Consider the following 21,824-nt stretch of genomic DNA (forward strand, 5'->3'; position numbering starts at 1 on the left):
TCTTTGCTGTTTGTCAGATTGTTGAGACGTCAGCTTGCAGGCGTAGAAGACACGCCAACTTGCGCCGGGCGCAGCAGACGGTCATGCAACATGAACCCTTCGGCAGAGACCTGAATGATCTCTCCAGCCTTGGTACCTGGCACGGGCGCTTCGAACATCGCTTGGTGATGCTGAGGATCAAAGGTGTCGCCGACTTCGGGCGAAATCCGCTCAATCCCATGCTTCTTGAACACGTTCAGCAGCTCACGCATGGTCAACTCGACGCCCTCAAGCAGCGCCGCAGACACTTCGCGCTGTTCTTCGGTCGCCGACTCAAGCGCGCGCTTCATATTGTCGTAGACGGGCAGCATATCGCGCGCCAGTTTCGACCCGCCATAATTCTCGGCCTCGCGCCGATCTTTTTCAGACCGCTTGCGCGCGTTTTCGGCATCTGCCAACGCACGCATGAAGCGGTCTTTCAGTTGATCCCGCTCGGCACGCAATTGATCAAGCTCAAGCGCTTCATCATCAATCTCGGCCATCTCTTCGGCATATTCTTCTTCCGCGGCGATATCGATGTCGTCAAGAAAATCGTCGTTCTTGGGCTCAGCCATGTTTCACCTTTCATTGCGGTCGGTCAGCATCCGCCCGACCAGCTGGGCTGTGTAATCCACAATCGGAACGATCCGGCCATAGTTCAGCCGCGTGGGTCCGATGACCCCAACCGCTCCGATAATCTTTCGATCCGCGTTCATATATGGGGAAACCACCAAAGAGGAACCCGAAAGTGAGAAAAGTTTGTTCTCTGAGCCAATAAAAATGCGCACACCATCGCCGTCCTGGGTCAGGTCCAAAAATTCAGCGATATCCCGTTTACGTTCCAGATCGTCAAACAGCGTGCGGATACGCTCCAAGTCTTCAGCTTGTGTCGATTCGTCGAGAAGGTTGGACCGACCGCGGACGATCAAGCGTTCGGGCGTGTCCCCCTCACCTTCCCACGTGGCTAGCCCGCTTTCGACCAAGGCACGCGACAGCGCATCGATCTCCTGCCGGCGATCCACGATCTCACGCTGAACGATGGTCTTCACCTCGCTCAAGGTTCGACCTTCGATGATTGCGTTCAGGAAGTTTGCTGCCTCGCGCATCGAGGATGGCGTTTGCCCGGGGGGCGGTTGAAACAAACGGTTTTCAACATGCCCATCTGCGAACACCAGGACAACCAACGCTTGTTCGGGACCCAGCGGCACGAAATCCAAATGCTTGATTTCCGCTTCGTGTTTGGGTGTCAGGACCAGCGATGCGCCGTGGGTGACGCCAGACAAGGCAGAGCCAACGCGGTCCAGCAAGCCGCTTACATCCCGTTCATTCGATCCAAGCGTCGCGTCTATCTTTTCCTTGTCCGAGTCGTCCGGGACTCCTACCTCCAGCAACCCATCGACAAACATGCGCAACCCGAGCTGTGTGGGGATTCGTCCGGCGCTGATATGCGGGCTGTTGAGCAGGCCCATGAATTCGAGGTCCTGCATTACATTGCGGATGGTTGCAGCGCTGACCTTTTCGCTGAAGTCACGGGTCAAGGTGCGTGAACCTACTGGATCCCCGGAATCCAGGTACCCTTCGACCACACGGCGAAACACCTCGCGTGAGCGATCGTTCATCTCGTCCAGAAGTTTCTGTGTATCGGTCATCGATTGGTATTAAAGGGCGCAGGTTTCAAAGGTCAATCGGGGTTGCCAGTGGGCACGACCCAAGGCTATCCCCGTTTCATACATGAAATAAGGAAATCACATGCGCCCCTCCGGTCGAGAACTGAGCGAAATGCGGTCCGTTTCCATCGAAACAGGCTTTACAAAACACGCCGAAGGGTCGGCCCTGATCAAAGTGGGCGACACGCATGTACTGTGTACTGCAACGATCGAGGATCGCGTGCCTCCGTTCATCAAGGGATCCGGACTTGGCTGGGTGACAGCAGAGTACGGAATGCTGCCGCGCGCAACCAACACACGGATGCGCCGGGAGGCGGCCTCGGGCAAGCAGGGCGGTCGAACCGTTGAAATACAAAGGCTTATCGGCAGATCTCTCCGGGCTGGGGTTGATCGCGTCGCCCTGGGTGAACGCCAGATCACTGTCGATTGCGACGTGCTGCAAGCTGATGGCGGTACACGTTGTGCATCCATTACAGGTGGCTGGGTGGCACTTAAGCTGGCGGTGAACAAGTTGATGAAAGCCGGAGATGTTGTGACCGATCCGCTGGTATCGCCGGTCGCGGCTGTCAGCTGTGGTATCTATGCCGGTCAACCTGTGCTTGATCTCGATTATCCCGAAGACAGCGAAGCAGGCGTCGACGGCAACTTTATCATGACCGGTGACAAACAACTGATCGAAGTCCAAATGAGTGCCGAGGGAGCCACCTTTAGCCGCGATCAGATGAATGCGCTGATGGACCTTGCCGATAAGGGAGTCAGCGAGTTGGTGGCCATGCAACAAAGCGCAACCACATGACCCGACGGTTCGAAGGAGACCGAATTCTAGTCGCCACTCACAACGCCGGAAAGCTGGAAGAGATGGAGCAATTGTTCCAGCCTTTCGGAGTGCAGGTCGTTGGCGCGGCAGAAATGAAGTTACTGGAGCCCGAAGAAACGGAAACCACATTTGTTGGCAATGCCCGGATCAAGGCGGTTGCTGCCGTTAAGGCGACAGGTTTGCCAGCGCTTGCCGACGATTCCGGCATCGAGGTTGACGGCCTTGGCGGCGCGCCAGGCGTATACACTGCGGATTGGGCAGAAACGCCAAACGGCCGTGATTTCATGATGGCCATGACACGTACCCACTCCGAATTGTTGGAACTTGGGGCCGGGCAGCCTTGGACAGCGCGGTTCTGCTCCACCCTTGTTCTGGCTTGGCCGGATGGGCACGAGGAGGTCTTCGCCGGGACGGCTGAAGGGACGTTGGTTTGGCCGGTGCGTGGTCAGCTTGGCCATGGGTACGACCCAATGTTCCAGCCGATCGGCTATGATCGCACTTTTGCCGAGATGCCTTCGGATGAAAAAAATGCGATCAGCCACCGCGCGGACAGCTTCAAGAAACTGATTGCAGGCTGCTTTGGCTGAGGATTGGGAAGCGGGTGGCTTTGGCCTTTACATCCACTGGCCGTTTTGCGCAGCCAAATGCCCATATTGCGATTTCAACAGCCACGTCACTCAATCAGTGGATCACGATGCTTGGCGTGATGCCCTCGTGTCAGAGGTTGAACGCGTCGGCGTTCGGACTAAGACCCGCGTTTTGCGGTCCGTCTTTTTCGGCGGCGGCACACCAAGCTTGATGGCCCCGAAAACGGCCGAAGCCATACTTGATACCGTCGCAAAGACATGGCCGCTCGCCAATGATGTCGAGGTCACACTTGAGGCCAACCCCACATCTGTTGAGGCAGACAAGTTCGCCGCCTTTCGTTCTGCCGGTGTGAATCGGGTATCCATGGGCATACAGGCGTTGAACGATCCGGATCTGCGTGCGCTTGGGCGTTTGCACACAGCTGCCGAAGGTTTGGCTGCGTTTGATATCGCGCGCTCCACCTTTGACCGAGTTAGCTTTGATCTAATGTACGGTCGCCAAAACCAGTCTCTCACCCAATGGGAAGCAGAGTTGAGAAAGGCCTTGGTCCTTGGGTTGGATCATGTGTCACTGTACCAACTTACCATTGAACCAGGTACGGCATTTGGTGACCGGTACAAACGCGGAAAGCTGAGTGGCCTCCCGAATGATGATTTGTCGGCAGACATGTACAGCCTGACGCAGGATGTGTGTTCAGAGTTTGGAATGCCGCGATACGAAGTGTCGAACCATGCGAGGGATGGTGCGGAATCTCGTCACAATCTGATCTATTGGCGATACGGTGACTACGCGGGCATCGGACCCGGCGCACATGGTCGGCTGACGTTGCAAGGGCAACGACGAGCAACTGAGCAACCGCGAATGCCTGCAGCTTGGCTACGTGACGACAACAGAACACACGAAGAAGTCTTGTCAGGCGTGGATCAGGCTGTTGAATTCCTGATGATGGGCCTTCGATTGGCGGAAGGCGTTGATTTGGATCGGTATACTCAACTGGCCAATCAACCATTGGACAGCACCCGGATAAGTGAGCTTGCCGATATGGGCCTTGTCACCCAAAGAGATCGTAGATTATCCGTTACAAATCAGGGGTTTAGCCTGTTGAACGGCGTATTGCGCGCCCTTTTGAATGACTAGGTAGAACTCAAACGCCGGCACAGGTCATCAAGCTGGTCCAAACTCTCGTATTGCAGTGTCAGAGTGCCAGATTCGCCGTCCGGCTTGTGCGTCAAAGACACCTTTACCCCCGTTGCCGCCGACAGATCATCTTCAAGAGCGCGCGTATCAGCGTCTTTATTAGATGCTTTGGGCTTGGATGATCCCTTGAAGATATTGTCGCTGACATCTTCCGATGCTTTCTTAACAAGTGCTTCAGTTGCGCGAACCGATAGCCCCCCAGCAATCACCTTCCTCGCAAGCGCGCTGGGATCATCCGCAGTAATCAACGCCCGGGCGTGTCCAGCACTCAGGGAACCATCAACGACAAAGGCTTGAATGTCATTTGGAAGCTGCAGCAGCCGTAACAGGTTTGCAATATGGCTGCGCGATTTGCCCAGTGCCTCGGCCATCTTCTCTTGCGTATGACCGAAACGGTCCATCAGCTGCTTATAGCCAGCAGCTTCTTCGATGGGGTTCAGGTCAGCCCGCTGGATGTTTTCGATGATCGCCACTTCCAGGACTTCGGTGTCCGAGAAATCGCGCACCAGAACCGGAAGGTCGTGAAGCTGTGCTTGTTGCGCAGCGCGCCAGCGGCGCTCGCCGGCAACAATCTCGTACTCATCTCCGGCAGGCCGAACGATCAAGGGCTGCAAGACACCCTTTTCTTTAATGGATGCGACCAAATCCTCCAGCAGGCCAGCATCGAACTGACGCCGTGGCTGGTTTGGGTTGGGCTTGATCTTTTCGATCGGGATGCGTTGCTCGCCCGAGCCACCGGATGTGGTATCTGTCAAAACTGGTTCCGCAACATCTGCCATCAATGCAGAAAGCCCGCGCCCCAAACCACGTTTCTTGTCGTTGCTTGCCATGTCAGGCTCCTACTGCTGCGTTATTGGCGACCAGCTCTTTGGCCAGGTCACGGTAGGCGACCGCGCCTTTCGAAGTACTGTCGTAAGACAATACCGGCATCGCAAAGGACGGCGCCTCACTCACACGTACATTTCGGGGAATACGCGTCTTGAAAACGATATCGCCCAAATTGTCCCGTGCATCCTGTTCCACCTGCTGCGACAGGTTGTTCCTCGCATCGTGCATCGTCAGCACCACACCTTCAATCCGCAGATTGGGATTGCCCGTTTGTCGTACCTCTCGAACCGTCAGCATCAGTTGCGACAGCCCCTCCAACGCAAAAAACTCGCTCTGGAGCGGAACAAGAACAGAGTTCGACGCAATCATCGCGTTCACAGTCAAAAGGTTCAGAGATGGAGGACAGTCAATCAGGATGAAGTCAAACCCGTAAGCATCCATATCCGTTTGCCGAAGCGCATCATGCAAAAGAAAGCTGCGCTTTTCATTCGAAATCAGCTCAATATCCGCAGAGCTCAGATCGACCGTTGCTGGCACAATGGCAAGATCGTCGATGTCTGTGGCGAGAATGACGTCCTTCAGTGGGATGTCATCCAACAGCAGATCATATGTTGTATGCTCACGGTCCTCCATCTCAATCCCGAGACCGGTGGACGCGTTGCCTTGTGGATCCAGATCAACAACCAGCACACGATTGCCAATCTCCACAAGTGCCGCTGCCAAATTGATGGTCGTGGTTGTCTTGCCCACGCCTCCTTTTTGATTTGCAACAGAGATAATCTTGGGCCCGGGTGGGCGCGTCGGGTCAGACACGCGTAATATCCTTGATTTTGAGGACGACTGCTTCTGCGTTTGTTTTACTTGGCATCGCTTCGTATGAAAACCGCCAGTTTTGCTTTGTGGCTTCGACTTCTTCCTTCCACTGAGCGCCCTTCTGAAAAAGGCATAGTCCTCCAACTGCTAAGTGTGGTGATGCAAGAGAAAGCAGCGTGTCCAGGGGCGCCAACGCGCGCGCCGAAATGGTCGGTGCCTGCAAGCCTTCAACCTCTTCGATGCGGCGTGCCACGATTTTCATGGGCAGATCCAACTCGCGCGCGCATGTCCGCAAGAATGTGGCCTTGCGCTGATCGCTTTCAACCAACAAGACCGAAGTATCCAGCCCATTCGATTGCGCAAGAATTGCAATAATTACGCCCGGCAGACCGCCACCACTTCCCAAGTCAACCCAAACTCCAGACCGTGGCGTGAAAACTTGTGCGCCATCCCAAATATGTCGTGCTTCAATATCAGAAACCGTCGATTTCGAAACGAGGTTGATCCTCGGGGTCCATTTGCGGATCAGATCTGCATATGCCTGAAGTTTATCGAGTGTTTCACGTGAAACACTCTCACCCCACCAATCCGGCGTCTGCATCATGCTGACATCTTTTCCAGAAACCTGATCCGCCCAAGAACAAGTGCAAGCGCTGCGGGTGTCATGCCATCAATGCGCGTTGCTTGGGCCAAATCAGCCGGTTGAACGCGCTCGAGCTTACTTTGGAGTTCTGCCGACAGGCCAGAGATAGCCGTGTAATCAAAGCCAACCGGGATTTTCAGAAGTTCATCTTTCCTCAGCCTTTCAACATCCTTCTGCTGGCGCGCAATATAGTTTGCGTAAAGCGCGTCGCGCGCAACCTGCTCTTGAATGGGCTGTGGAAACTCCAAGATGTCGGGTACAAGCCCTGCCAATTGCTCAAAAGTCACGTCTGGAAAGGCCAACACCTGAAATGGCGTTCTTTTGGTTCCGTCCTGATTGATCCGAATACCCTGAGCCGCAATTTGTTTCGGTGTGAACTCAGTTTCGCTGAGGAGGTCCCTCATCGACGTAAGCTGTTCGTTCTTGCGCGCATAAGATGACATGCGCCTATCCGACACACATCCCAAATCGCGGCCAAATTCAGTCAGTCGCTGATCGGCATTGTCAGCGCGCAGTGAAAGCCGAAACTCGGCACGGGATGTAAACATGCGATACGGCTCAGCAACACCGCGCGTGGTGAGATCGTCGATCATCACACCGATATAGCTTTGATCGCGGCGGAAGTGCACTGGCTCGACACCCTTGACGCGACGCACAGCGTTTAGACCAGCCACAAGACCTTGTGCTGCTGCCTCTTCATAACCTGTCGTACCATTGATTTGCCCTGCCAAGAACAAGCCAGGCACATCTCGGACAGAAAGGTCAGCGTTCAGCGCTCTAGGATCCACATAGTCATATTCAATCGCATAGCCCGGCTGCAAAATCTTTGCCTGCTCCAAGCCAGTCATGGATTGTACGTAGTCGACCTGTATCTCAGCCGGGAGAGATGTTGAAATTCCATTGGGGTAGATTGTGTGATCATTCAGCCCTTCGGGCTCCAAGAACACTTGATGTGACTCTTTATCCGCAAACCGCACAATCTTGTCTTCGATAGACGGACAGTATCTTGGTCCAACCCCCTCGATATGACCGCCATACATGGCAGATCGATCAAGATTCTCCCGGATGATGTCGTGTGTTCTGCTGTTTGTATGCGTTATCCCGCAGGAGATTTGCCGGAGGGGCGCGGTTGAGGACAAAAAGGAAAAGAGCGATGGATCATCATCGGCCTCTTGCCGATCCAACCCATCCCAATTGATCGTGCGTGAATCCAGCCTTGGTGGCGTGCCCGTTTTCAGCCGCCCCGTGGGAAGTCCAAACCCGTCAATTCGATCAGCAAGGGGGACTGAGGCATCATCCCCCATACGCCCACCGGAGTACGACTTATCACCAATATGAATCGTGCCACGTAAGAATGTACCCGTGGTCAGAATAACAGCTTCAGCTGAAATCTCTGACCCATCTGCTAGACATACACCTGAAACAACGTCGCCTTTCATGAACAAATCAACCACTTCGCCCTCAACAATTGTGAGGTTTTGTGTGGTTTGCATCATCTTAAGCATGGTTTCCTGATACACAGCGCGATCCGACTGTGTGCGAGGGCCCTGAACTGCAGGCCCTTTGCGCCTATTCAAAAGACGAAACTGAATTCCGGAAACATCAGCAACACGGCCCATGATCCCATCCATTGCATCGATTTCACGAACAAGGTGCCCCTTCCCCAGCCCACCAATGGCTGGATTACAAGACATCACGCCGATTCCCGATACTTTCATGGTGACCAAGGCAGTCGAGGCGCCGAGTCGTGCCGAAACATGGGCGGCTTCCGTTCCCGCATGCCCACCGCCAATGACAACCACATCAAAATGTTTCACGTGAAACACTCCATCATTTACCTAAGCAAAAGCTCGAGAATATCTCGTCCAGCAGATTCTCAACATCAACCCGACCAACCACAGCTTCCAAGGACCGAATCGCAACCCGCATTTCCTCTGCCGCAATATCATAGTGTTCTGGCCCGACACCAACCAACGCTGATGCAGAAGACAGCGTCGACAAGGCTTTTGTCATCGCAGCGCGGTGCCGTTCATGAGTGAGCAGTCCAGCATTCTGCGCTCGTTCGGATAGCGTGGCAGTGACACTTGATACAAGCTCATCCACACCATGCCCAGTGAGTCCAGAGATCGCTGGCACATCGTCGTTTCTTTGATCCGCCTTTGGAGCCAGTACAATATCCCCTTTTGAAACAGGAACACTCAGATGCTCCCCTGGCTCAGCAAGGAAGATCCGCAACTGCGCGGCACTGGCACGCGAAATTGCCCTTGCTATTCCCTCCGCCTCAATCTCATCGCCAGAATCCCGTAATCCGGCTGTGTCAAGCAAGGTCACCGGCAGTCCGCCAAGGTCCATACGGACCTCGATTATATCTCGTGTTGTGCCAGCGACCTCAGACGTTATTGCAGCATCGCGACGCGCCAACGCATTCAACAAAGTAGACTTTCCAGCATTCGGCGCGCCAACAATAGCCACTTCAAAGCCTGTTCGAATTCGTTCTGCAGCACCAAAGCCATTCAGTTGATTGGAGATGTCTTTTTCAACAGCCGACAAAAGGCTTTGAACCTCGGGCGTAACGTCAACCGGCACCTCCTCGTCAGCGAAGTCAATTGTTACTTCGATTAGCGCTGCAGCTCGGATCAACTGGCTGCGCCATACTTCAATCCGCTGCCCCAGCTCACCTGACACTGTGCGTAGCGCTTGCTGCCTTTGTGCCTCGGTTTCAGCTTCAATCAGATCGCCAAGACCCTCAACCTGCGCAAGGTCCATCTTATTGTTTTCAAGCGCACGACGCGTGAATTCACCCGGCTCTGCCATCCGCGCATTGCACTTCCCAAGTTCACGAACCACGGCAGAGATAACGGCGATGCTTCCATGCAAATGAAACTCAACCACATCCTCGCCTGTAAAACTGGCCGGCGTATCGAAAACAAGGATCAGTGCTTGATCAAGCGTTTCACCAACGTCATCGCGTAGGATACGCACCACAGCTTGCCGGGCCCCGGGCAGCGACCCGCACAGCTGCTCAGCACAAGACTTGGCTTCCGGTCCCGAGATACGAATGACCGCAACACCTGCACGACCCTGCGCCGTGGCAAGGGCAAAGATTGTATCCATCCCCCTACCTCCGGCCGACAGATTAGGTGTTCATGGAATCGAAGAATTCACTGTTTGTCTTAGTCTGCTTGAGTTTCGAGATCAGGAACTCGATCGCATCCGTTGTCCCCATCGGGTTTAGGATACGACGCAAAACAAAGGTTTTTGTCAGGTCGTTCTTGTCGACCAACAAATCCTCTTTCCGTGTGCCAGACTTGAGGATGTCGATGGCTGGGAACACGCGCTTGTCTGCGATCTTGCGATCCAGAACGATTTCCGAGTTACCCGTGCCTTTGAATTCTTCAAAGATCACTTCGTCCATCCGGCTACCCGTATCGATCAGAGCCGTCGCGACAATGGTCAGCGATCCACCTTCCTCGATATTCCGCGCCGCGCCGAAGAACCGCTTGGGGCGTTGCAGGGCATTTGCATCCACACCACCGGTCAGAACCTTACCAGACGACGGCACCACAGTGTTGAAAGCCCTACCAAGTCTTGTTATCGAATCCAGCAAGATCACAACATCTCGTTTGTGTTCAACCAACCGCTTAGCTTTTTCGATAACCATCTCAGACACAGCGACGTGGCGCGTAGCAGGTTCATCAAAGGTCGAGCTGACGACTTCGCCCTTGACCGAACGCTGCATGTCCGTGACCTCTTCAGGCCGTTCATCGATCAGCAAAACGATCAGGTAGCATTCCGGGTGGTTCTTTTCGATGCTTGACGCGATGTTCTGAAGCAAAACCGTCTTACCCGTCCGTGGTGGTGCCACGATCAAGGAACGCTGCCCTTTCCCGATAGGTGAAACCAGGTCGATAATCCGCGCCGACCGATCTTTGGTCGCAGGATCGTCTGTTTCCATCGTCAAACGCTCATCCGGATATAGCGGCGTCAGATTGTCAAACGCGATCTTGTGCCTGGCCTTTTCCGGCTCTTCGAAATTGATCTTCGTCGCATTGGTTAGGGCAAAATAGCGTTCATTGTCGTCAGGGGCCTTGATCACCCCTTCGATCGTGTCGCCAGTCCGCAGCGAGTACTGGCGGATCATATCGGGCGAGACATAAATGTCATCAGGACCTGGAAGATAGTTTGCTTCGGGCGAGCGCAGAAAGCCAAAGCCGTCTTGCAGAACTTCCAGCACACCGTCGCCGGAAATCTCCCATCCCTCGTCCGCGCGTTCGCGCAGGATTTGGAACATCATCTCGCCCTTCCGCATGGTCGAGGCGTTTTCGATTTCCAGCTCCTCTGCCGTGGCAAGGAGGTCTTTAGGGCTTTGCGCCTTGAGTTCAGCAAGGGCGAGGCGTTCTGCGGTCATGGGAATACTCTTGGCCCGCTTGGTTCAAGCGGTGCGCGTCCAGTCAATTGTAAAAGCTGTGTGCGGTCCCCGGACGGGGTGCGATACCGCAGATAGGGGCTGTCGCGTCTTAAGTCAACGGTTTCAGAATTTCACGACCACGGACAGAACAATCAGCACCATGAGAAGTGTGGGCACCTCGTTCATCATTCGATACTGCCGCCCCGTCTTAATTGGTCCACCTGCTGCGAACACCTTGCGTTGCGCGGACAACCAACCATGGAAGCCAGACATGGCGAGAATGCCAAACAGCTTGGTCCAAGGCCACACCGCACCCCAATCGATCACACCGGGGATCAAAGCGAGAAGAAGACCAAACACCCATGTTGCGATCATGGCCGGGTTCATGATCACCTTGAGCAGCTTGTATTCCATAGTTTGGAACAACGCGTGCGTCTCACCCTCCAACCCGACACTTTCAGAGTGGTAGACATAGAGTCGGGGTAAGTAGAACAGTGCCGCCATCCACGCGATAACCGACATGATATGGAACGCTTTGATCCATGGATAAAAAGTTATCAGAAAATCCATGATGGTTCGGCCCTCTCTATTCCGACCCACCCTTATTAATAAATAAAAGAAAGAAAAAGGATGATGATTTTGTAGGGTGCAGGATTTCTGTGGATTACTATTTTTCCCAAAGGTTTGTGCACAACTTGATATGTTTGTCCTCAAAGATGCACAAGGATTGAACATCTCAGAAAATAAAATTAAAACAACAGCTTAAGCTACAAATATGCAAATCAAAGGGATGGAAAAACCTGTGGGTAACACCAGACAACACCTGTTGCCCTCAACATGTCATTTGTTCTTTCGCACTTGGGAAGGCTCGTGGTGAATCTGGCTCAAGCGTCAGGTACCTCATGTGATCCCGACATCCGGCTTGCTTTCACATGTTTGATCCCGCAGTTCACAAGGTGTGACACACAAGGATATCCACATGATCACCCCCATCGTTCTTGCTTCGGGCTCCTCCATTCGGGCCCAATTGCTGCAAAACGCAGGGATTGAATTCGAGGTCACGGTGCCTCGAATAGATGAAGAAGCGATTAAAGCTGCCTTGATCGCGGATGATGCGTCACCGCGCGACATCGCCGATGCGTTGGCCGAAATGAAGGCGCGCAAGGTGGCTGACAAACGGCCGGACGCCATGGTTATCGGATGCGATCAGGTTCTTTCTTTCGACAGTGGGCTTCTATCGAAGCCGATTGACCGGATGGATGCCGCCGCGCAACTGCGTGCCATGCGGGGACAGCGCCACATGCTGTTGTCGGCAGCCGTCATCTATCATGAAGGTAGCCCTATCTGGCGCCATGTTGGACAGGTCCGTTTGCGCATGCGAAATGTGTCCGATGCGTATCTTGATGGATACATCGAACGGAATTGGGATGACATTCGCCACTCAGTTGGCGCATATCAGCTAGAGGCCGAGGGGGTGCGCCTGTTCCACAGCATCGAAGGGGACTATTTCAACGTCCTTGGGATGCCATTGTTGGAGCTTCTGGCGTTCCTGACGCTGCGCGGTGTGATCGACGGATAATCAAAGGCATGCAAGGATGAGCGATAAAATTCCTTTGGCGGGCGTCATCGGATCCCCCATTTCACATTCAAAATCACCACAATTGCATCGCCACTGGCTCAAGACACTTGGGTTGCGGGGTGACTATATCCCCATGGACGTTTCCGCGCAGGATTTGGAAACCGTCCTGCGGACCTTGCCCAAAGCCGGTTTTGTCGGGGTGAACATCACCATTCCCCATAAAGAGGCGGCGTTGGAGATTGCCGATCTTGTCACAGATCGTGCGACGCTGATCGGTGCGGCGAACACCCTGATTTTTCGTAAGGACGGTCAAATCCATGCTGACAACACGGATGGGTATGGTTTCATTGAAAACCTGAAAGCCGGCGCGCCTAACTGGCAACCAAATGCCGGTCCCGCAACTGTATTGGGTGCAGGTGGTGCAGCGCGTGCTGTTATCGCATCTCTTCTGGATGCTGGGGCTCCGGAAATTCTTTTGACGAACCGCACCCGGGTTCGCGCAGAAAAGCTGGCTGACGACTTTGGAAAGAAGGTGTCGGTCGTAGATTGGGTTCAGGCAGGGAACATTCTTGAGGACTCGGCACTTGTGGCGAACACAACGTCACTCGGAATGATCGGCAAACCTGCAATGCGCATCCCCTTGGATGGTCTTCGGCGCGACACCCTTGTCACTGATCTTGTTTACACGCCGCTGAAGACCGACTTGCTTGCGGCGGCAGAGGCTGCGGGCTGTGTGACTGTTGATGGGCTTGGTATGTTACTCCATCAGGCAGTGCCCGCCTTTGAGCGTTGGTTTGGTCATCGGCCAGCAGTGGACAGTGCCGCGCGCGCTGCGGCCTTGAGATGACATTCAAACTTGGGCTTACCGGATCCATTGGGATGGGAAAGTCCACAACAGCCCAGATGTTCACGGACGAAGGGTGTGCGGTATGGGATGCCGATGCTGCTGTTCATCGTCTGTATGGGCAAAACGGCGCAGCGGTTGCCCCAATCGGAAACATATTCCCTGGTGCTGTCGTGGATGGAGTCCTCTCTCGCGATGCGTTGCGCGCTATCATCTCGCAGGACGCAAGTGCCTTGGCCCGGATTGAAGCAATTGTGCACCCGCTGGTTGCCGATGACCGGGCGCGGTTTGTTGCTACAACAAACGCCGAAATCGTCGTCTTTGACATCCCGCTTCTGTTTGAAACAGGTGGCGATGCAGGGATGGATGCTGTCGCCGTTGTTCACGTGGACGCCGAAGTACAAAAGGCGCGTGTTCTTGCACGTGGAACGATGAGCGAAGACCAGTTTTATGCAATCCTGGAAAAACAGATGCCAAGTGCTGAAAAATGTGATCGCGCCGACTTTGTGATCGAAACCGACACGGTTGAACATGCCCGTGCTCAGGTTCATTCTGTGGTTCAGCAGATAAAAAGCGGGTTGTGACATGCGTGAAATCGTTCTCGACACCGAAACGACCGGGTTTGACCCCGAAGGCGGCGACCGGATTGTTGAAATCGGTGCCATTGAGCTGATCGGCCATGTCCCGACGGATAACGTGTTTCACGAATACATCGATCCTGAGCGCTCGATGCCGCAGGAAGCGTTCGAAGTGCACGGGCTGGGCGACGACTTCCTTCGCGGTAAGCCAAAGTTTGCGGAGCTGGGCCAAAAATTCCTGGACTTTGTGGGTGACGCAAAGTTGGTGATCCATAACGCAGCCTTCGATATGAAGTTTCTGAATGCCGAACTGAAATGGATAGGGCTGCCGCAACTTCCATTTGATCGCGCTATCGATACGCTCGATATAGCGCGCCGCCGCTTTCCCGGCTCACCTGCTTCACTGGACGCATTGTGCCGTCGGTTTGGAATCGACAACTCCGCCCGAACGCTGCACGGCGCTTTGCTCGATAGTGAAATCCTGGCCGAAGTTTATCTGGAACTGATTGGCGGACGTCAGCCCGACTTCGGGTTGTCGACGTCATCCGGGTCTGGGTCCAATACGATCGAGGTCGAAAGCTGGACGCCGCCGCCCCGCCCACGTGCTTTGCCATCTCGGGTGACTGGACAAGAGCGTGAGGCCCATGCGGCGTTTGTCGCCAAACTGGGCGATGACGCCCTTTGGCCGAAATAAGAAAGGCCCGGTGCGTTGACCGGGCCTTCCTGCATATTCACATCTATCAGTTGATCGGCTGTTCGGCCGGCGCTGCCTCTTTCTGACGGCGCGCGATTTCGTTCCGATACAGAGATACGAAATCGATATTCTCAAGGTTCAGCGGCGGGAAGCCACCGTCGCGCGTGATGTCGCTGACCACACGGCGCAGGAATGGGAAGATCATGCGAGGGCATTCGATCAGCAGGAAAGGATGAAGCTGGTCTTCTGGTACGTTTTCGATGTGGAACATGCCAACATAGTCAACTTCGAGAACGAAAAGGACCGTGTCCCCCTCTTTCGCCTTTGATGTCACGTTCAGCTTGATCGCGCTTTCGTACTGGTTCTCCTGGCCGCGCTTCTTGGCATCCAGATTGACTTGCACCTGTACATCGGGCTGCACGTCTGGCGCTGCGCCCTTTTGCGACACGATGTTTTCAAATGACATGTCGCGAATATATTGGCCCAGCACACGCATCTGCGGCGCTGCGGGTGGTGTGGCTTGTTCTTCGGCCATCAGCTCTTTCTCCGAGGGAAACGATAAATCCCGCGCTTCGTATCAGCTTGGGCCCCTGGCCTCAATGCTTGGTCCAGCCTGATGGCCCCCGAACTTCACGCTGATCGGGATCAACTTCGGTGTATTCACCCTCAACAATGTCTGGCCGCGGCGGTCTTTGTCCGTGAGTTGAGAATGTGGTGACGTTGATGCGGCTGCGTGCCCAACGGAAAACAGCAAGCCGCACGCCCGGCACAAGCAGTGCAAATCCGACCGCATCCGTGAAGAAACCCGGGGTCAGCAGCAAGGCACCGGAAAACAGTATCATGGCCCCGTGCGCCAATGCTTCGCTTGGGTCGCGCATCTGGCTGAAGGATGATTTTACCTGCCCCAGCGCCTGCATGCCCTGAGCACGAACCAGCATAGTGCCCAGAACAGCCGTGATAACAACAATCAGAAGGGTCCAGCCCAAACCGATGGCACCGCCAACCTGTATGAAGAGGGCAATCTCGATCAATGGGACCAGAAGAAAGGCCAGAAACAGCCACATCCGCGTTATCCTTTCGTTTCCACAAGGAGCCGTACAGTGGACTTGCGCCTCCCGTGCACCTACATAAGGGTCCGACGAGGCTGTTGCCACCCGACCCCGAATGACGAGGCATTAATGAATTCTCCGCTTATCCAGTTGCTGGTCCTTGCTGGCATCGCTGTTTTCCTGATCCTGCGCTTGAAAAACGTGCTGGGAACGCGCGAAGGATTCGAACAGCCCCCCGCTCCGAAACAGGTGTCTGAGCGTTCTGGCAAACATGATTTTGAAGTGATTGAGGGCGGCCCCGACCTGGATATCACCGACCATGTTGACGAAGACAGCAACGCCGCCAAAGCGCTGGCGGAAATGAAACGGGTTGAACCATCTTTTCAGGTGTCTGACTTCTTGCAGGGTGCCCGCGGCGCTTATGAGATGATCGTAATGGGATATGAACAGGGTGATTTGGCCGATATTCAACCCTTCCTGTCAGAAGAGATTTATGAGTCGTTCGTGGATGGTGTTGCTGCCCGCGAGGATCAAGGTCTGACCATCGAGGCCGAATTTATCGGCGTCCGGGAGCTGAAACTGATGGACGCCACCTTTGATCCTGAAACGGGCGAAGGTGAGCTTACCATCCGTTATGTTGCAGAATTGAAATCCGCTGTTCGCGATCAGGGCGGAGATATCGTAGAAGGTAGCCTAACTGAGGTGAAGCGGCAGAAGGACACATGGGCCTTCGCCAGAACCATGGGGGCAAACGACCCGAATTGGCTACTGGTGTCTACAGACGCGTAGTACGTTCCTGCGCCTTAACATTCTGCGCGATTTTCTGGACCATGACCGCCGCTGCCTCTGATGTGAAGTACACGGTGTTGGACTTTGCCGCACTGGATGGTTGGGCGCAGGATGATCACGCCGCAGCGCTGACCACGTTTCGCAATACATGCCGGGATATGGATGACCCCGATTGGCGGTCTTTGTGTGCATTGGCTGGGGATGTGCCGGATGCGCGCGCGTTTTTTGAACTCTTCTTTCGCCCTGTTTTGATCGAGGATGGCGCCCCAGCGCTGTTCACAGGATACTTTGAGCCAGAGCTGGACGGATCACGCCGCCGCAGTGCACGTTATCGCTTCCCGGTTTACGCCATGCCGCCCGAAGCCCGGCACATACGTCCGTGGTTGACCCGTCGCCAAATTCTTGAAGGGCCAGTGATGCAGGGCCGTGGCCTCGAGATTGCCTGGGTCGATGATCCGGTTGAGCTGTTCTTTCTCCAAATTCAAGGATCTGGTCGCATCCGTCTGCCTAACGGTCAAATGATGCGCGTTGGGTATGGCGGAGCCAATGGGCACAAGTATCGCTCGATCGGCGCCGAGTTGGTACGCCGGGGCACTTATGCCGCGCATCAGGTCAGTGCGCAGGTCATTCGAAACTATGTTCGAAACAATCCGGTGGTGGGTGAGGAGCTGCTTTATCACAACCCATCCTACGTATTCTTCCGCGAAGTCAGTGAGGTTCCGGCAGATCGGGGTCCCTTGGGAGCGATGAACCGGTCTATCACGACGATGCGGTCCATCGCGGTTGATCCGGCCTTTGTTCCTTTGGGCGCGCCCGTATGGATTGAAAAAGACGGGGGCGGTCCCTTGCGGCGATTGATGATCGCGCAAGATACCGGATCAGCTATCAAGGGCGCGCAGCGGGCTGATGTGTTTTTTGGCACGGGGGACAATGCGGGCCGAGAGGCTGGGCGCTTGCGGGATCCAGGCCGGATGATGGTGTTGATGCCGATCCAACGTGCCTATGCCCTGTTGCCTGAGAGTGCGATATGACCCGCCGCAAGTTGCGCCCAGACGAAGAAGAGCTGTGGCGAAAAGTGGCGGACAGGACCGATCGTTTGCACCCTGAAAAGCCATTTCATCCAGACGATTTTGTCACAACGCCCGCGCCGAAACCGCGCTTGAAGCATACGTTTGAAGTTACCCCGGCGTTGGGCAAACCATCTGCTTCTAGGCCAACCACCGCGGTGAACCTGACGCCCTCCATCGTGGACCAAGTTGCGACCCAACCAGTACAGATGGATCGCAAGGCGTTCACCCAGATGAAGCGCGGCAAACTCAAGCCTGAGGGTAAGCTGGACCTGCATGGTATGACTCTTGATCGCGCGCACCCCGCGCTTACGCGGTTTATTTTGTCTGCGCAGTCTCAAGGCAAACGACTGGTTCTGGTTGTGACGGGCAAAGGCAAGAACCGCGATGATGATAGCCCCATACCAGTGCGTTTTGGCGTCCTGCGCCATCAGGTGCCGCAATGGTTGTCCATGCCACCTTTGTCTTCGGTCGTGTTGCAGGTCAGTCAGGCCAACGTTCGCCATGGCGGTGGCGGCGCATACTATGTGTATCTACGCCGTCAGCGGTAGATCGTTGCGTGCCCGCTGTATTCCGATCCACATGCTGGCAGTCGCCAACAGGAAATAGACAGCCACACACACGTATTGCACATTCAAATCAATGCCCAAGTCGATCAGCCCACCAGTGAGACCGGGTCCGATTGCTGAGCCCAACACCATGACCGCAGCAGCCATTGCCTTGATCGCACCAATGTGGCGGGTGCCATAAAACTCCGCCCAGAACGCATTGGGTAAGGTCGAGTTTGCACCGGTTGTCAGGGCCAGAAACACGAAGCCGATGGCGGCCGCAGCCAGCGATTGTGCAAGCGCAAAGGTTACGAAGGCCACAACCATTGGCAGCTGGAAAAAGGGGATCAGCCGGGCAGTGCCGAACCGATCCAATGCGATGCCGGACAGGATCATCGCCCCGATTCCGACAACGGTGTAAATGGGAAACAAAGCCACAAGGGACAGGTGTGACCACCCCTTGATCTCCGCAAAATAGACCTGCTGGAAGAAGAATGCAGTGTTGAAAGCAGCCGGGCCAATCAGCGCCGGCACCATGAACCAGAACAGCGGGTGACCTAACGTATCTGTGCGTGTCCAATGGCGGGCTTTCATCCCGACGCTCTGGTTTTCGTCGGCCATGGATTGTGGTGTGCGTTCTTCCCCCAACAGACGCCACAGGATGGGTACACCCAGTAGTGCGATGGCGGCAGCCAGAATCCACAACACGCGCCAATCCAGAAATGCCATTAATGCCACAAAGAGCAGTGGCAAAATTGCCTCGCCCAAAGAAAAGCCCAAAGTCGCTACCGCAAGTGCCCGGCCGCGCGTCGCCACGAACCAGCGCGCCATCGCGACAATTGCAATGTGGCCTGTCATACCTTGCCCGGTCAGACGCAGCGCGAATATGACGATAGGCAGAAATGCAGCGTATGGATTAACAGCCATCAACAGGCACGACCCAGCAAGCAACGCGAGCACGATCACACCCAAGCTCCGAGCTCGGAAACGGTCTGTCAGGCCGCCTGCCCAGATCATGACCACAGCGGATGCAGCGGTTCCAAGACCATAGATTGCGCCCCAGCTTCCGTGGGTAAGGGAAAAGTCACCCTGGATCTGTGCAGCAAAGATCGAGATGAAAAATGTCTGCCCAAAGGATGACAGCAAGGTCAACAGCGCACCAGCCGCCAGCCATTGCCGGTTGCTCTTCAAAAAGTGGCACAGAGGCTGCGACCCTGAAATGGTCGCCACTAGCGGGCCTCGCTGCGGATTGCACTGGTTGAGGGTCGGCGTGGCGGGGATTGGATGCGGCGCGCGCCCGGAATGGTCAGCACCGACCCGGCCCGTCCGCGCAAGAACTCACTGTCCAGTTCAGATGAGCGGCGAAGTAGCTGGATCAAAGCGGGCGATCCCGCCGCAACGAAATGGTTGCCGGATTTCCGATCGCTGAATGCGGTCACGTCGACGACCGTAATCGGCAAGTCTGCGACGGCGTCAGTGTTTTGGATGTTGCCCAGTTGGGTCCTTTCGCCGCGCAGTCGTGATGACAGGCGCAAGATTGCATCCTTACGTGACACCATAACAACAAAAGGATCCGGTGCCGTCTGGATACGAGAAAACTGACTGCGAAAGACATCGACGTTAATGTCGGGGGACAAAAGGATCACACCACTGACATTCCGGCCTACCCAACCGGGCTCCGCGATGTCGAGCTGGCGGAGCGTTTCCATCACCAATGCACTGCCCATCGAATGAGCGACGAGGACGATATCTGGCTGTCCCACAGATCGGATCAAGTGCATCAGATCAGCAAGGCCATCGCGGGCAAACAGTGCGCTGTCCTGATCATATTCATACCCAAGTGGGTTACCGCGGCTGGGCCATGAATAGGTGACATGGGTACCAGGCAACTCTAGGTCCTCGGCCATTTGCGCGATCCGGAAAGCGGAGTTGGTAAAACTGTTGTTGAACCCGTGAACGAACAGGGTCACGTCGCGCTCGGATGGGGGATGCGATGCAAGATCAGCGGCCAGAGCTCTGCGAAACACATCGTTTGACTCGTAGATGTTCAATGCAGCAATTGCAAAATCGCGGTCTGGTTTCGGGCGCTCCTGACCGTCCGATACGCTACCCAATGTACGACCGGGCGGAAGCGATACCGTGGCCTGCAACAGGTTCAAGGAAGCAGACCTGCCAATTCCAAATTCTCCGGCCGCATTCATGCTGCGCGTGGTGCCGATGAACACGTCGCGGTTTTTTCCGACTAGCTGGGCCTCGGGCAAAATGGGCGCAGCCGTCCTGTCACTGCACGCAGCAACGATAAGAACTAGAATAAATAGAATCGCGCGCATCAAATACCCCTGCCCGATCATCCCATGGGATGTACCCGAGCAGGAAGCAAACAGCTAGAGTACGTAACGACTGACGTCCGTGGATCGCGCAAGTTCGCCGAGGTGGGTTTCGACGAAATCAGCATCAACGGTGATCTCGTCTCCGGCCCGGTCAGGTGCATTGAACGAAAGCTCTTCGAAAACACGCTCCATCACAGTGTAGAGGCGACGGGCGCCAATGTTCTCGACACTCTTGTTTACGTCTGCTGCAATACGAGCCAAGGCGCGAATACCTTCGGGTTCGAAGGTCACTGTCACCTTTTCGGTCTGCATCAAAGCGGTGTATTGCAGTGTCAGCGCATTGTCCGTTTCTTCCAGAATCCGTACGAAATCGTCTTCGGTTAGATCGCGTAGTTCGACGCGGATGGGCAGTCGGCCTTGCAGTTCCGGCAAAAGGTCGGATGGCTTTGCAATGTGGAAGGCGCCGGATGCAATGAACAGGATGTGATCCGTCTTGACCGGCCCATGTTTTGTACTGACGGTGGTCCCTTCGATCAGCGGCAACAGGTCACGCTGCACGCCCTCGCGGCTGACATCCGCGCCGCGCGCATCAGAGCGGGCACAGACCTTGTCGATTTCGTCCAGAAAAACGATGCCGTTTTCCTGAACAGCCTCCAGCGCAGTCTTGGTCACGGCTTCGTCGTCGAGCAACTTGTCGGCTTCTTCACCGATCAATACTTCATAACTCTGCGCGACCGTCAGCTTTTTGCGCACGGTACGACCGCCCATCGCTTTGCCAAAGATGTCGCCAAGGTTCATCATGCCCATGCCACCTCCGGGCTGGCCGGGGATGTCCATGGTCGGGAATGGGTTGCTGGTATCGGCGACGTCCAGTTCGATCACGGTATCGTCCAACTCGCCCGACTTCAGCTTCTTGCGGAACATCTCGCGGGTGGCATCGCGAGCATCTGTGCCAGCAATGGCTTCGATGACCCGCTCCTCTGCCGCTTGGTGGGCGTTGGCCTTCACGTCTTCACGCATATATTCCCGTGTTTCCACGATGGCAGCGTCCACCAGATCACGGATGATTTGCTCCACGTCACGCCCGACATAACCAACCTCGGTGAACTTGGTTGCCTCGACCTTCAGGAATGGCGCACGTGCCAGTTTGGCCAGACGGCGGCTGATCTCGGTCTTACCGACGCCGGTTGGACCGATCATCAGGATATTCTTGGGATAGACCTCGTCCCGGAGATCGTCATCCAGCTGCTTTCTGCGCCAGCGATTCCGCAGCGCGACAGCAACAGCGCGCTTGGCATCCTTCTGGCCAATAATGAATCGATCAAGTTCAGAGACAATTTCGCGGGGGGTCAGGTCAGTCACAAGCG

24 protein-coding genes are annotated in these 21,824 nt (G+C 55.2%); 10 read left to right on the forward strand and 14 right to left on the reverse strand.

The genetic code is table 11. From position 1 onward, the window contains the following. Positions 1 to 29 precede the first annotated feature (29 nt). Both AC53L6_RS04050 and hrcA read right to left on the reverse strand, forming a co-directional pair. Positions 30 to 593: a nucleotide exchange factor GrpE gene (locus AC53L6_RS04050; RefSeq protein ID WP_299700620.1), complete on the reverse strand. Its 564-nt coding sequence runs from the start codon at positions 591 to 593 to the stop codon at positions 30 to 32. A 3-nt stretch (positions 594 to 596) separates the two neighbouring features. Then, entirely contained in the window at positions 597 to 1,667 is a 1,071-nt protein-coding gene (gene hrcA / locus AC53L6_RS04055; protein ID WP_299203300.1) for a heat-inducible transcriptional repressor HrcA, read from the reverse strand. A 100-nt stretch (positions 1,668 to 1,767) separates the two neighbouring features. On the opposite strand from hrcA, the gene rph reads away from it, so the two are divergent. Genes rph through hemW form a run of 3 tightly spaced genes read left to right on the forward strand, consistent with a single transcriptional unit; the run spans position 1,768 to position 4,227 of the window. After that, positions 1,768 to 2,481 (forward strand): ribonuclease PH, encoded by a 714-nt coding sequence (rph, locus tag AC53L6_RS04060; RefSeq protein WP_299203302.1) that lies wholly within the window; start codon positions 1,768 to 1,770, stop codon positions 2,479 to 2,481. Then, positions 2,478 to 3,089 (forward strand): RdgB/HAM1 family non-canonical purine NTP pyrophosphatase, encoded by a 612-nt coding sequence (gene rdgB / locus AC53L6_RS04065; RefSeq protein ID WP_299700616.1) that lies wholly within the window; start codon positions 2,478 to 2,480, stop codon positions 3,087 to 3,089. Before rph ends, rdgB begins: the two co-directional genes overlap by 4 nt. After that, positions 3,082 to 4,227, forward strand: a complete 1,146-nt coding sequence (gene hemW, locus AC53L6_RS04070; RefSeq protein ID WP_496906998.1) for a radical SAM family heme chaperone HemW — start codon at positions 3,082 to 3,084, stop codon at positions 4,225 to 4,227. The genes rdgB and hemW overlap by 8 nt, the downstream gene beginning before the upstream one ends. Here hemW and AC53L6_RS04075 read toward each other — a convergent pair. The 7 genes from AC53L6_RS04075 to AC53L6_RS04105 form a co-directional block, all read right to left on the reverse strand. Beyond that, entirely contained in the window at positions 4,224 to 5,117 is an 894-nt protein-coding gene (locus AC53L6_RS04075) for a ParB/RepB/Spo0J family partition protein (RefSeq protein WP_496906885.1), read from the reverse strand. The two genes, hemW and AC53L6_RS04075, sit on opposite strands and share 4 nt — an antisense overlap. Before the next feature lies 1 nt (position 5,118). Next, positions 5,119 to 5,928, reverse strand: a complete 810-nt coding sequence (locus tag AC53L6_RS04080; protein WP_496906886.1) for a ParA family protein — start codon at positions 5,926 to 5,928, stop codon at positions 5,119 to 5,121. Beyond that, the gene (rsmG, locus tag AC53L6_RS04085; RefSeq protein ID WP_496906887.1) at positions 5,921 to 6,532 is read right to left on the reverse strand and encodes a 16S rRNA (guanine(527)-N(7))-methyltransferase RsmG; all 612 of its coding nucleotides are present in this window, start codon (positions 6,530 to 6,532) and stop codon (positions 5,921 to 5,923) included. The genes AC53L6_RS04080 and rsmG overlap by 8 nt, the downstream gene beginning before the upstream one ends. After that, the gene (mnmG, locus tag AC53L6_RS04090) at positions 6,529 to 8,397 is read right to left on the reverse strand and encodes a tRNA uridine-5-carboxymethylaminomethyl(34) synthesis enzyme MnmG (RefSeq protein WP_496906888.1); all 1,869 of its coding nucleotides are present in this window, start codon (positions 8,395 to 8,397) and stop codon (positions 6,529 to 6,531) included. The genes rsmG and mnmG overlap by 4 nt, the downstream gene beginning before the upstream one ends. A 4-nt stretch (positions 8,398 to 8,401) precedes the next feature. Beyond that, complete coding sequence (gene mnmE / locus AC53L6_RS04095) at positions 8,402 to 9,685, reverse strand: tRNA uridine-5-carboxymethylaminomethyl(34) synthesis GTPase MnmE (RefSeq protein WP_496906889.1); 1,284 nt, start codon at positions 9,683 to 9,685, stop codon at positions 8,402 to 8,404. A gap of 22 nt (positions 9,686 to 9,707) precedes the next feature. Continuing rightward, complete coding sequence (gene rho / locus AC53L6_RS04100) at positions 9,708 to 10,979, reverse strand: transcription termination factor Rho (RefSeq protein WP_299203324.1); 1,272 nt, start codon at positions 10,977 to 10,979, stop codon at positions 9,708 to 9,710. A gap of 123 nt (positions 10,980 to 11,102) precedes the next feature. Then, positions 11,103 to 11,549 (reverse strand): CopD family protein, encoded by a 447-nt coding sequence (locus AC53L6_RS04105; protein WP_299700597.1) that lies wholly within the window; start codon positions 11,547 to 11,549, stop codon positions 11,103 to 11,105. A gap of 409 nt (positions 11,550 to 11,958) precedes the next feature. On the opposite strand from AC53L6_RS04105, the gene AC53L6_RS04110 reads away from it, so the two are divergent. Genes AC53L6_RS04110 through dnaQ form a run of 4 tightly spaced genes read left to right on the forward strand, consistent with a single transcriptional unit; the run spans position 11,959 to position 14,674 of the window. Next, a complete protein-coding gene (locus AC53L6_RS04110; RefSeq protein ID WP_496906890.1) occupies positions 11,959 to 12,558 on the forward strand; it encodes a Maf family protein in 600 nt (199 codons plus the stop codon). 16 nt (positions 12,559 to 12,574) lie between these two features. Next, positions 12,575 to 13,405 carry a shikimate dehydrogenase gene (locus tag AC53L6_RS04115; protein ID WP_299746570.1) on the forward strand — a complete coding sequence of 277 codons (831 nt, stop codon included), beginning with the start codon at positions 12,575 to 12,577 and terminating at the stop codon, positions 13,403 to 13,405. Beyond that, entirely contained in the window at positions 13,402 to 13,986 is a 585-nt protein-coding gene (coaE, locus tag AC53L6_RS04120; RefSeq protein ID WP_496906891.1) for a dephospho-CoA kinase, read from the forward strand. Before AC53L6_RS04115 ends, coaE begins: the two co-directional genes overlap by 4 nt. 1 nt (position 13,987) lies before the next feature. Then, positions 13,988 to 14,674, forward strand: coding sequence for a DNA polymerase III subunit epsilon (gene dnaQ / locus AC53L6_RS04125; RefSeq protein ID WP_299203339.1), 687 nt, complete (start codon positions 13,988 to 13,990; stop codon positions 14,672 to 14,674). A gap of 46 nt (positions 14,675 to 14,720) precedes the next feature. Here dnaQ and secB read toward each other — a convergent pair whose 3' ends face one another. Together secB and AC53L6_RS04135 are read right to left on the reverse strand one after the other, a co-directional pair. Then, positions 14,721 to 15,209 (reverse strand): protein-export chaperone SecB, encoded by a 489-nt coding sequence (gene secB, locus AC53L6_RS04130; RefSeq protein WP_299600789.1) that lies wholly within the window; start codon positions 15,207 to 15,209, stop codon positions 14,721 to 14,723. A 61-nt stretch (positions 15,210 to 15,270) separates the two neighbouring features. Then, the gene (locus AC53L6_RS04135; protein WP_299203345.1) at positions 15,271 to 15,738 is read right to left on the reverse strand and encodes an FxsA family protein; all 468 of its coding nucleotides are present in this window, start codon (positions 15,736 to 15,738) and stop codon (positions 15,271 to 15,273) included. A 114-nt stretch (positions 15,739 to 15,852) separates the two neighbouring features. Between AC53L6_RS04135 and AC53L6_RS04140 the strand changes: the two genes are divergently transcribed. From AC53L6_RS04140 to AC53L6_RS04150, 3 genes are read left to right on the forward strand one after another with little or no spacing between them, the layout of a single operon-like run. Then, complete coding sequence (locus AC53L6_RS04140; RefSeq protein ID WP_299203348.1) at positions 15,853 to 16,512, forward strand: Tim44/TimA family putative adaptor protein; 660 nt, start codon at positions 15,853 to 15,855, stop codon at positions 16,510 to 16,512. Between the two features lie 41 nt (positions 16,513 to 16,553). Beyond that, on the forward strand, positions 16,554 to 17,543 hold the full coding sequence (gene mltA, locus AC53L6_RS04145; protein ID WP_496906892.1) for a murein transglycosylase A: 990 nt from the start codon (positions 16,554 to 16,556) through the stop codon (positions 17,541 to 17,543). Then, positions 17,540 to 18,130 (forward strand): Smr/MutS family protein, encoded by a 591-nt coding sequence (locus AC53L6_RS04150; RefSeq protein WP_299700577.1) that lies wholly within the window; start codon positions 17,540 to 17,542, stop codon positions 18,128 to 18,130. The genes mltA and AC53L6_RS04150 overlap by 4 nt, the downstream gene beginning before the upstream one ends. On the opposite strand, the gene AC53L6_RS04155 is transcribed toward AC53L6_RS04150, so the two are convergent. Genes AC53L6_RS04155 through hslU form a run of 3 tightly spaced genes read right to left on the reverse strand, consistent with a single transcriptional unit; the run spans position 18,113 to position 21,819 of the window. Next, complete coding sequence (locus tag AC53L6_RS04155; RefSeq protein WP_496906893.1) at positions 18,113 to 19,318, reverse strand: MFS transporter; 1,206 nt, start codon at positions 19,316 to 19,318, stop codon at positions 18,113 to 18,115. The two genes, AC53L6_RS04150 and AC53L6_RS04155, sit on opposite strands and share 18 nt — an antisense overlap. 38 nt (positions 19,319 to 19,356) lie before the next feature. Beyond that, a complete protein-coding gene (locus AC53L6_RS04160) occupies positions 19,357 to 20,457 on the reverse strand; it encodes an alpha/beta hydrolase (RefSeq protein WP_496906894.1) in 1,101 nt (366 codons plus the stop codon). Between the two features lie 54 nt (positions 20,458 to 20,511). Next, positions 20,512 to 21,819: an ATP-dependent protease ATPase subunit HslU gene (gene hslU / locus AC53L6_RS04165; protein WP_496906999.1), complete on the reverse strand. Its 1,308-nt coding sequence runs from the start codon at positions 21,817 to 21,819 to the stop codon at positions 20,512 to 20,514. Positions 21,820 to 21,824 lie beyond the last annotated feature (5 nt).

Source organism: Tateyamaria sp. LSS28 (assembly GCF_059611725.1).

What these genes read in the sequence shown, in the direction of transcription:
- AC53L6_RS04050 (WP_299700620.1), bottom strand. Translation starts at nt 593, where the DNA reads ATGGCTGAGCCCAAGAACGACGATTTTCTTGACGACATCGATATCGCC.
- hrcA (WP_299203300.1), bottom strand. Translation starts at nt 1,667, where the DNA reads ATGACCGATACACAGAAACTTCTGGACGAGATGAACGATCGCTCACGC.
- rph (WP_299203302.1), top strand. Translation starts at nt 1,768, where the DNA reads ATGCGCCCCTCCGGTCGAGAACTGAGCGAAATGCGGTCCGTTTCCATC.
- rdgB (WP_299700616.1), top strand. Translation starts at nt 2,478, where the DNA reads ATGACCCGACGGTTCGAAGGAGACCGAATTCTAGTCGCCACTCACAAC.
- AC53L6_RS04075 (WP_496906885.1), bottom strand. Translation starts at nt 5,117, where the DNA reads ATGGCAAGCAACGACAAGAAACGTGGTTTGGGGCGCGGGCTTTCTGCA.
- rsmG (WP_496906887.1), bottom strand. Translation starts at nt 6,532, where the DNA reads ATGATGCAGACGCCGGATTGGTGGGGTGAGAGTGTTTCACGTGAAACA.
- mnmE (WP_496906889.1), bottom strand. Translation starts at nt 9,685, where the DNA reads ATGGATACAATCTTTGCCCTTGCCACGGCGCAGGGTCGTGCAGGTGTT.
- rho (WP_299203324.1), bottom strand. Translation starts at nt 10,979, where the DNA reads ATGACCGCAGAACGCCTCGCCCTTGCTGAACTCAAGGCGCAAAGCCCT.
- AC53L6_RS04105 (WP_299700597.1), bottom strand. Translation starts at nt 11,549, where the DNA reads ATGGATTTTCTGATAACTTTTTATCCATGGATCAAAGCGTTCCATATC.
- AC53L6_RS04110 (WP_496906890.1), top strand. Translation starts at nt 11,959, where the DNA reads ATGATCACCCCCATCGTTCTTGCTTCGGGCTCCTCCATTCGGGCCCAA.
- AC53L6_RS04115 (WP_299746570.1), top strand. Translation starts at nt 12,575, where the DNA reads ATGAGCGATAAAATTCCTTTGGCGGGCGTCATCGGATCCCCCATTTCA.
- coaE (WP_496906891.1), top strand. Translation starts at nt 13,402, where the DNA reads ATGACATTCAAACTTGGGCTTACCGGATCCATTGGGATGGGAAAGTCC.
- dnaQ (WP_299203339.1), top strand. Translation starts at nt 13,988, where the DNA reads ATGCGTGAAATCGTTCTCGACACCGAAACGACCGGGTTTGACCCCGAA.
- secB (WP_299600789.1), bottom strand. Translation starts at nt 15,209, where the DNA reads ATGGCCGAAGAACAAGCCACACCACCCGCAGCGCCGCAGATGCGTGTG.
- AC53L6_RS04135 (WP_299203345.1), bottom strand. Translation starts at nt 15,738, where the DNA reads ATGTGGCTGTTTCTGGCCTTTCTTCTGGTCCCATTGATCGAGATTGCC.
- AC53L6_RS04140 (WP_299203348.1), top strand. Translation starts at nt 15,853, where the DNA reads ATGAATTCTCCGCTTATCCAGTTGCTGGTCCTTGCTGGCATCGCTGTT.
- mltA (WP_496906892.1), top strand. Translation starts at nt 16,554, where the DNA reads ATGACCGCCGCTGCCTCTGATGTGAAGTACACGGTGTTGGACTTTGCC.
- AC53L6_RS04150 (WP_299700577.1), top strand. Translation starts at nt 17,540, where the DNA reads ATGACCCGCCGCAAGTTGCGCCCAGACGAAGAAGAGCTGTGGCGAAAA.
- AC53L6_RS04160 (WP_496906894.1), bottom strand. Translation starts at nt 20,457, where the DNA reads ATGCGCGCGATTCTATTTATTCTAGTTCTTATCGTTGCTGCGTGCAGT.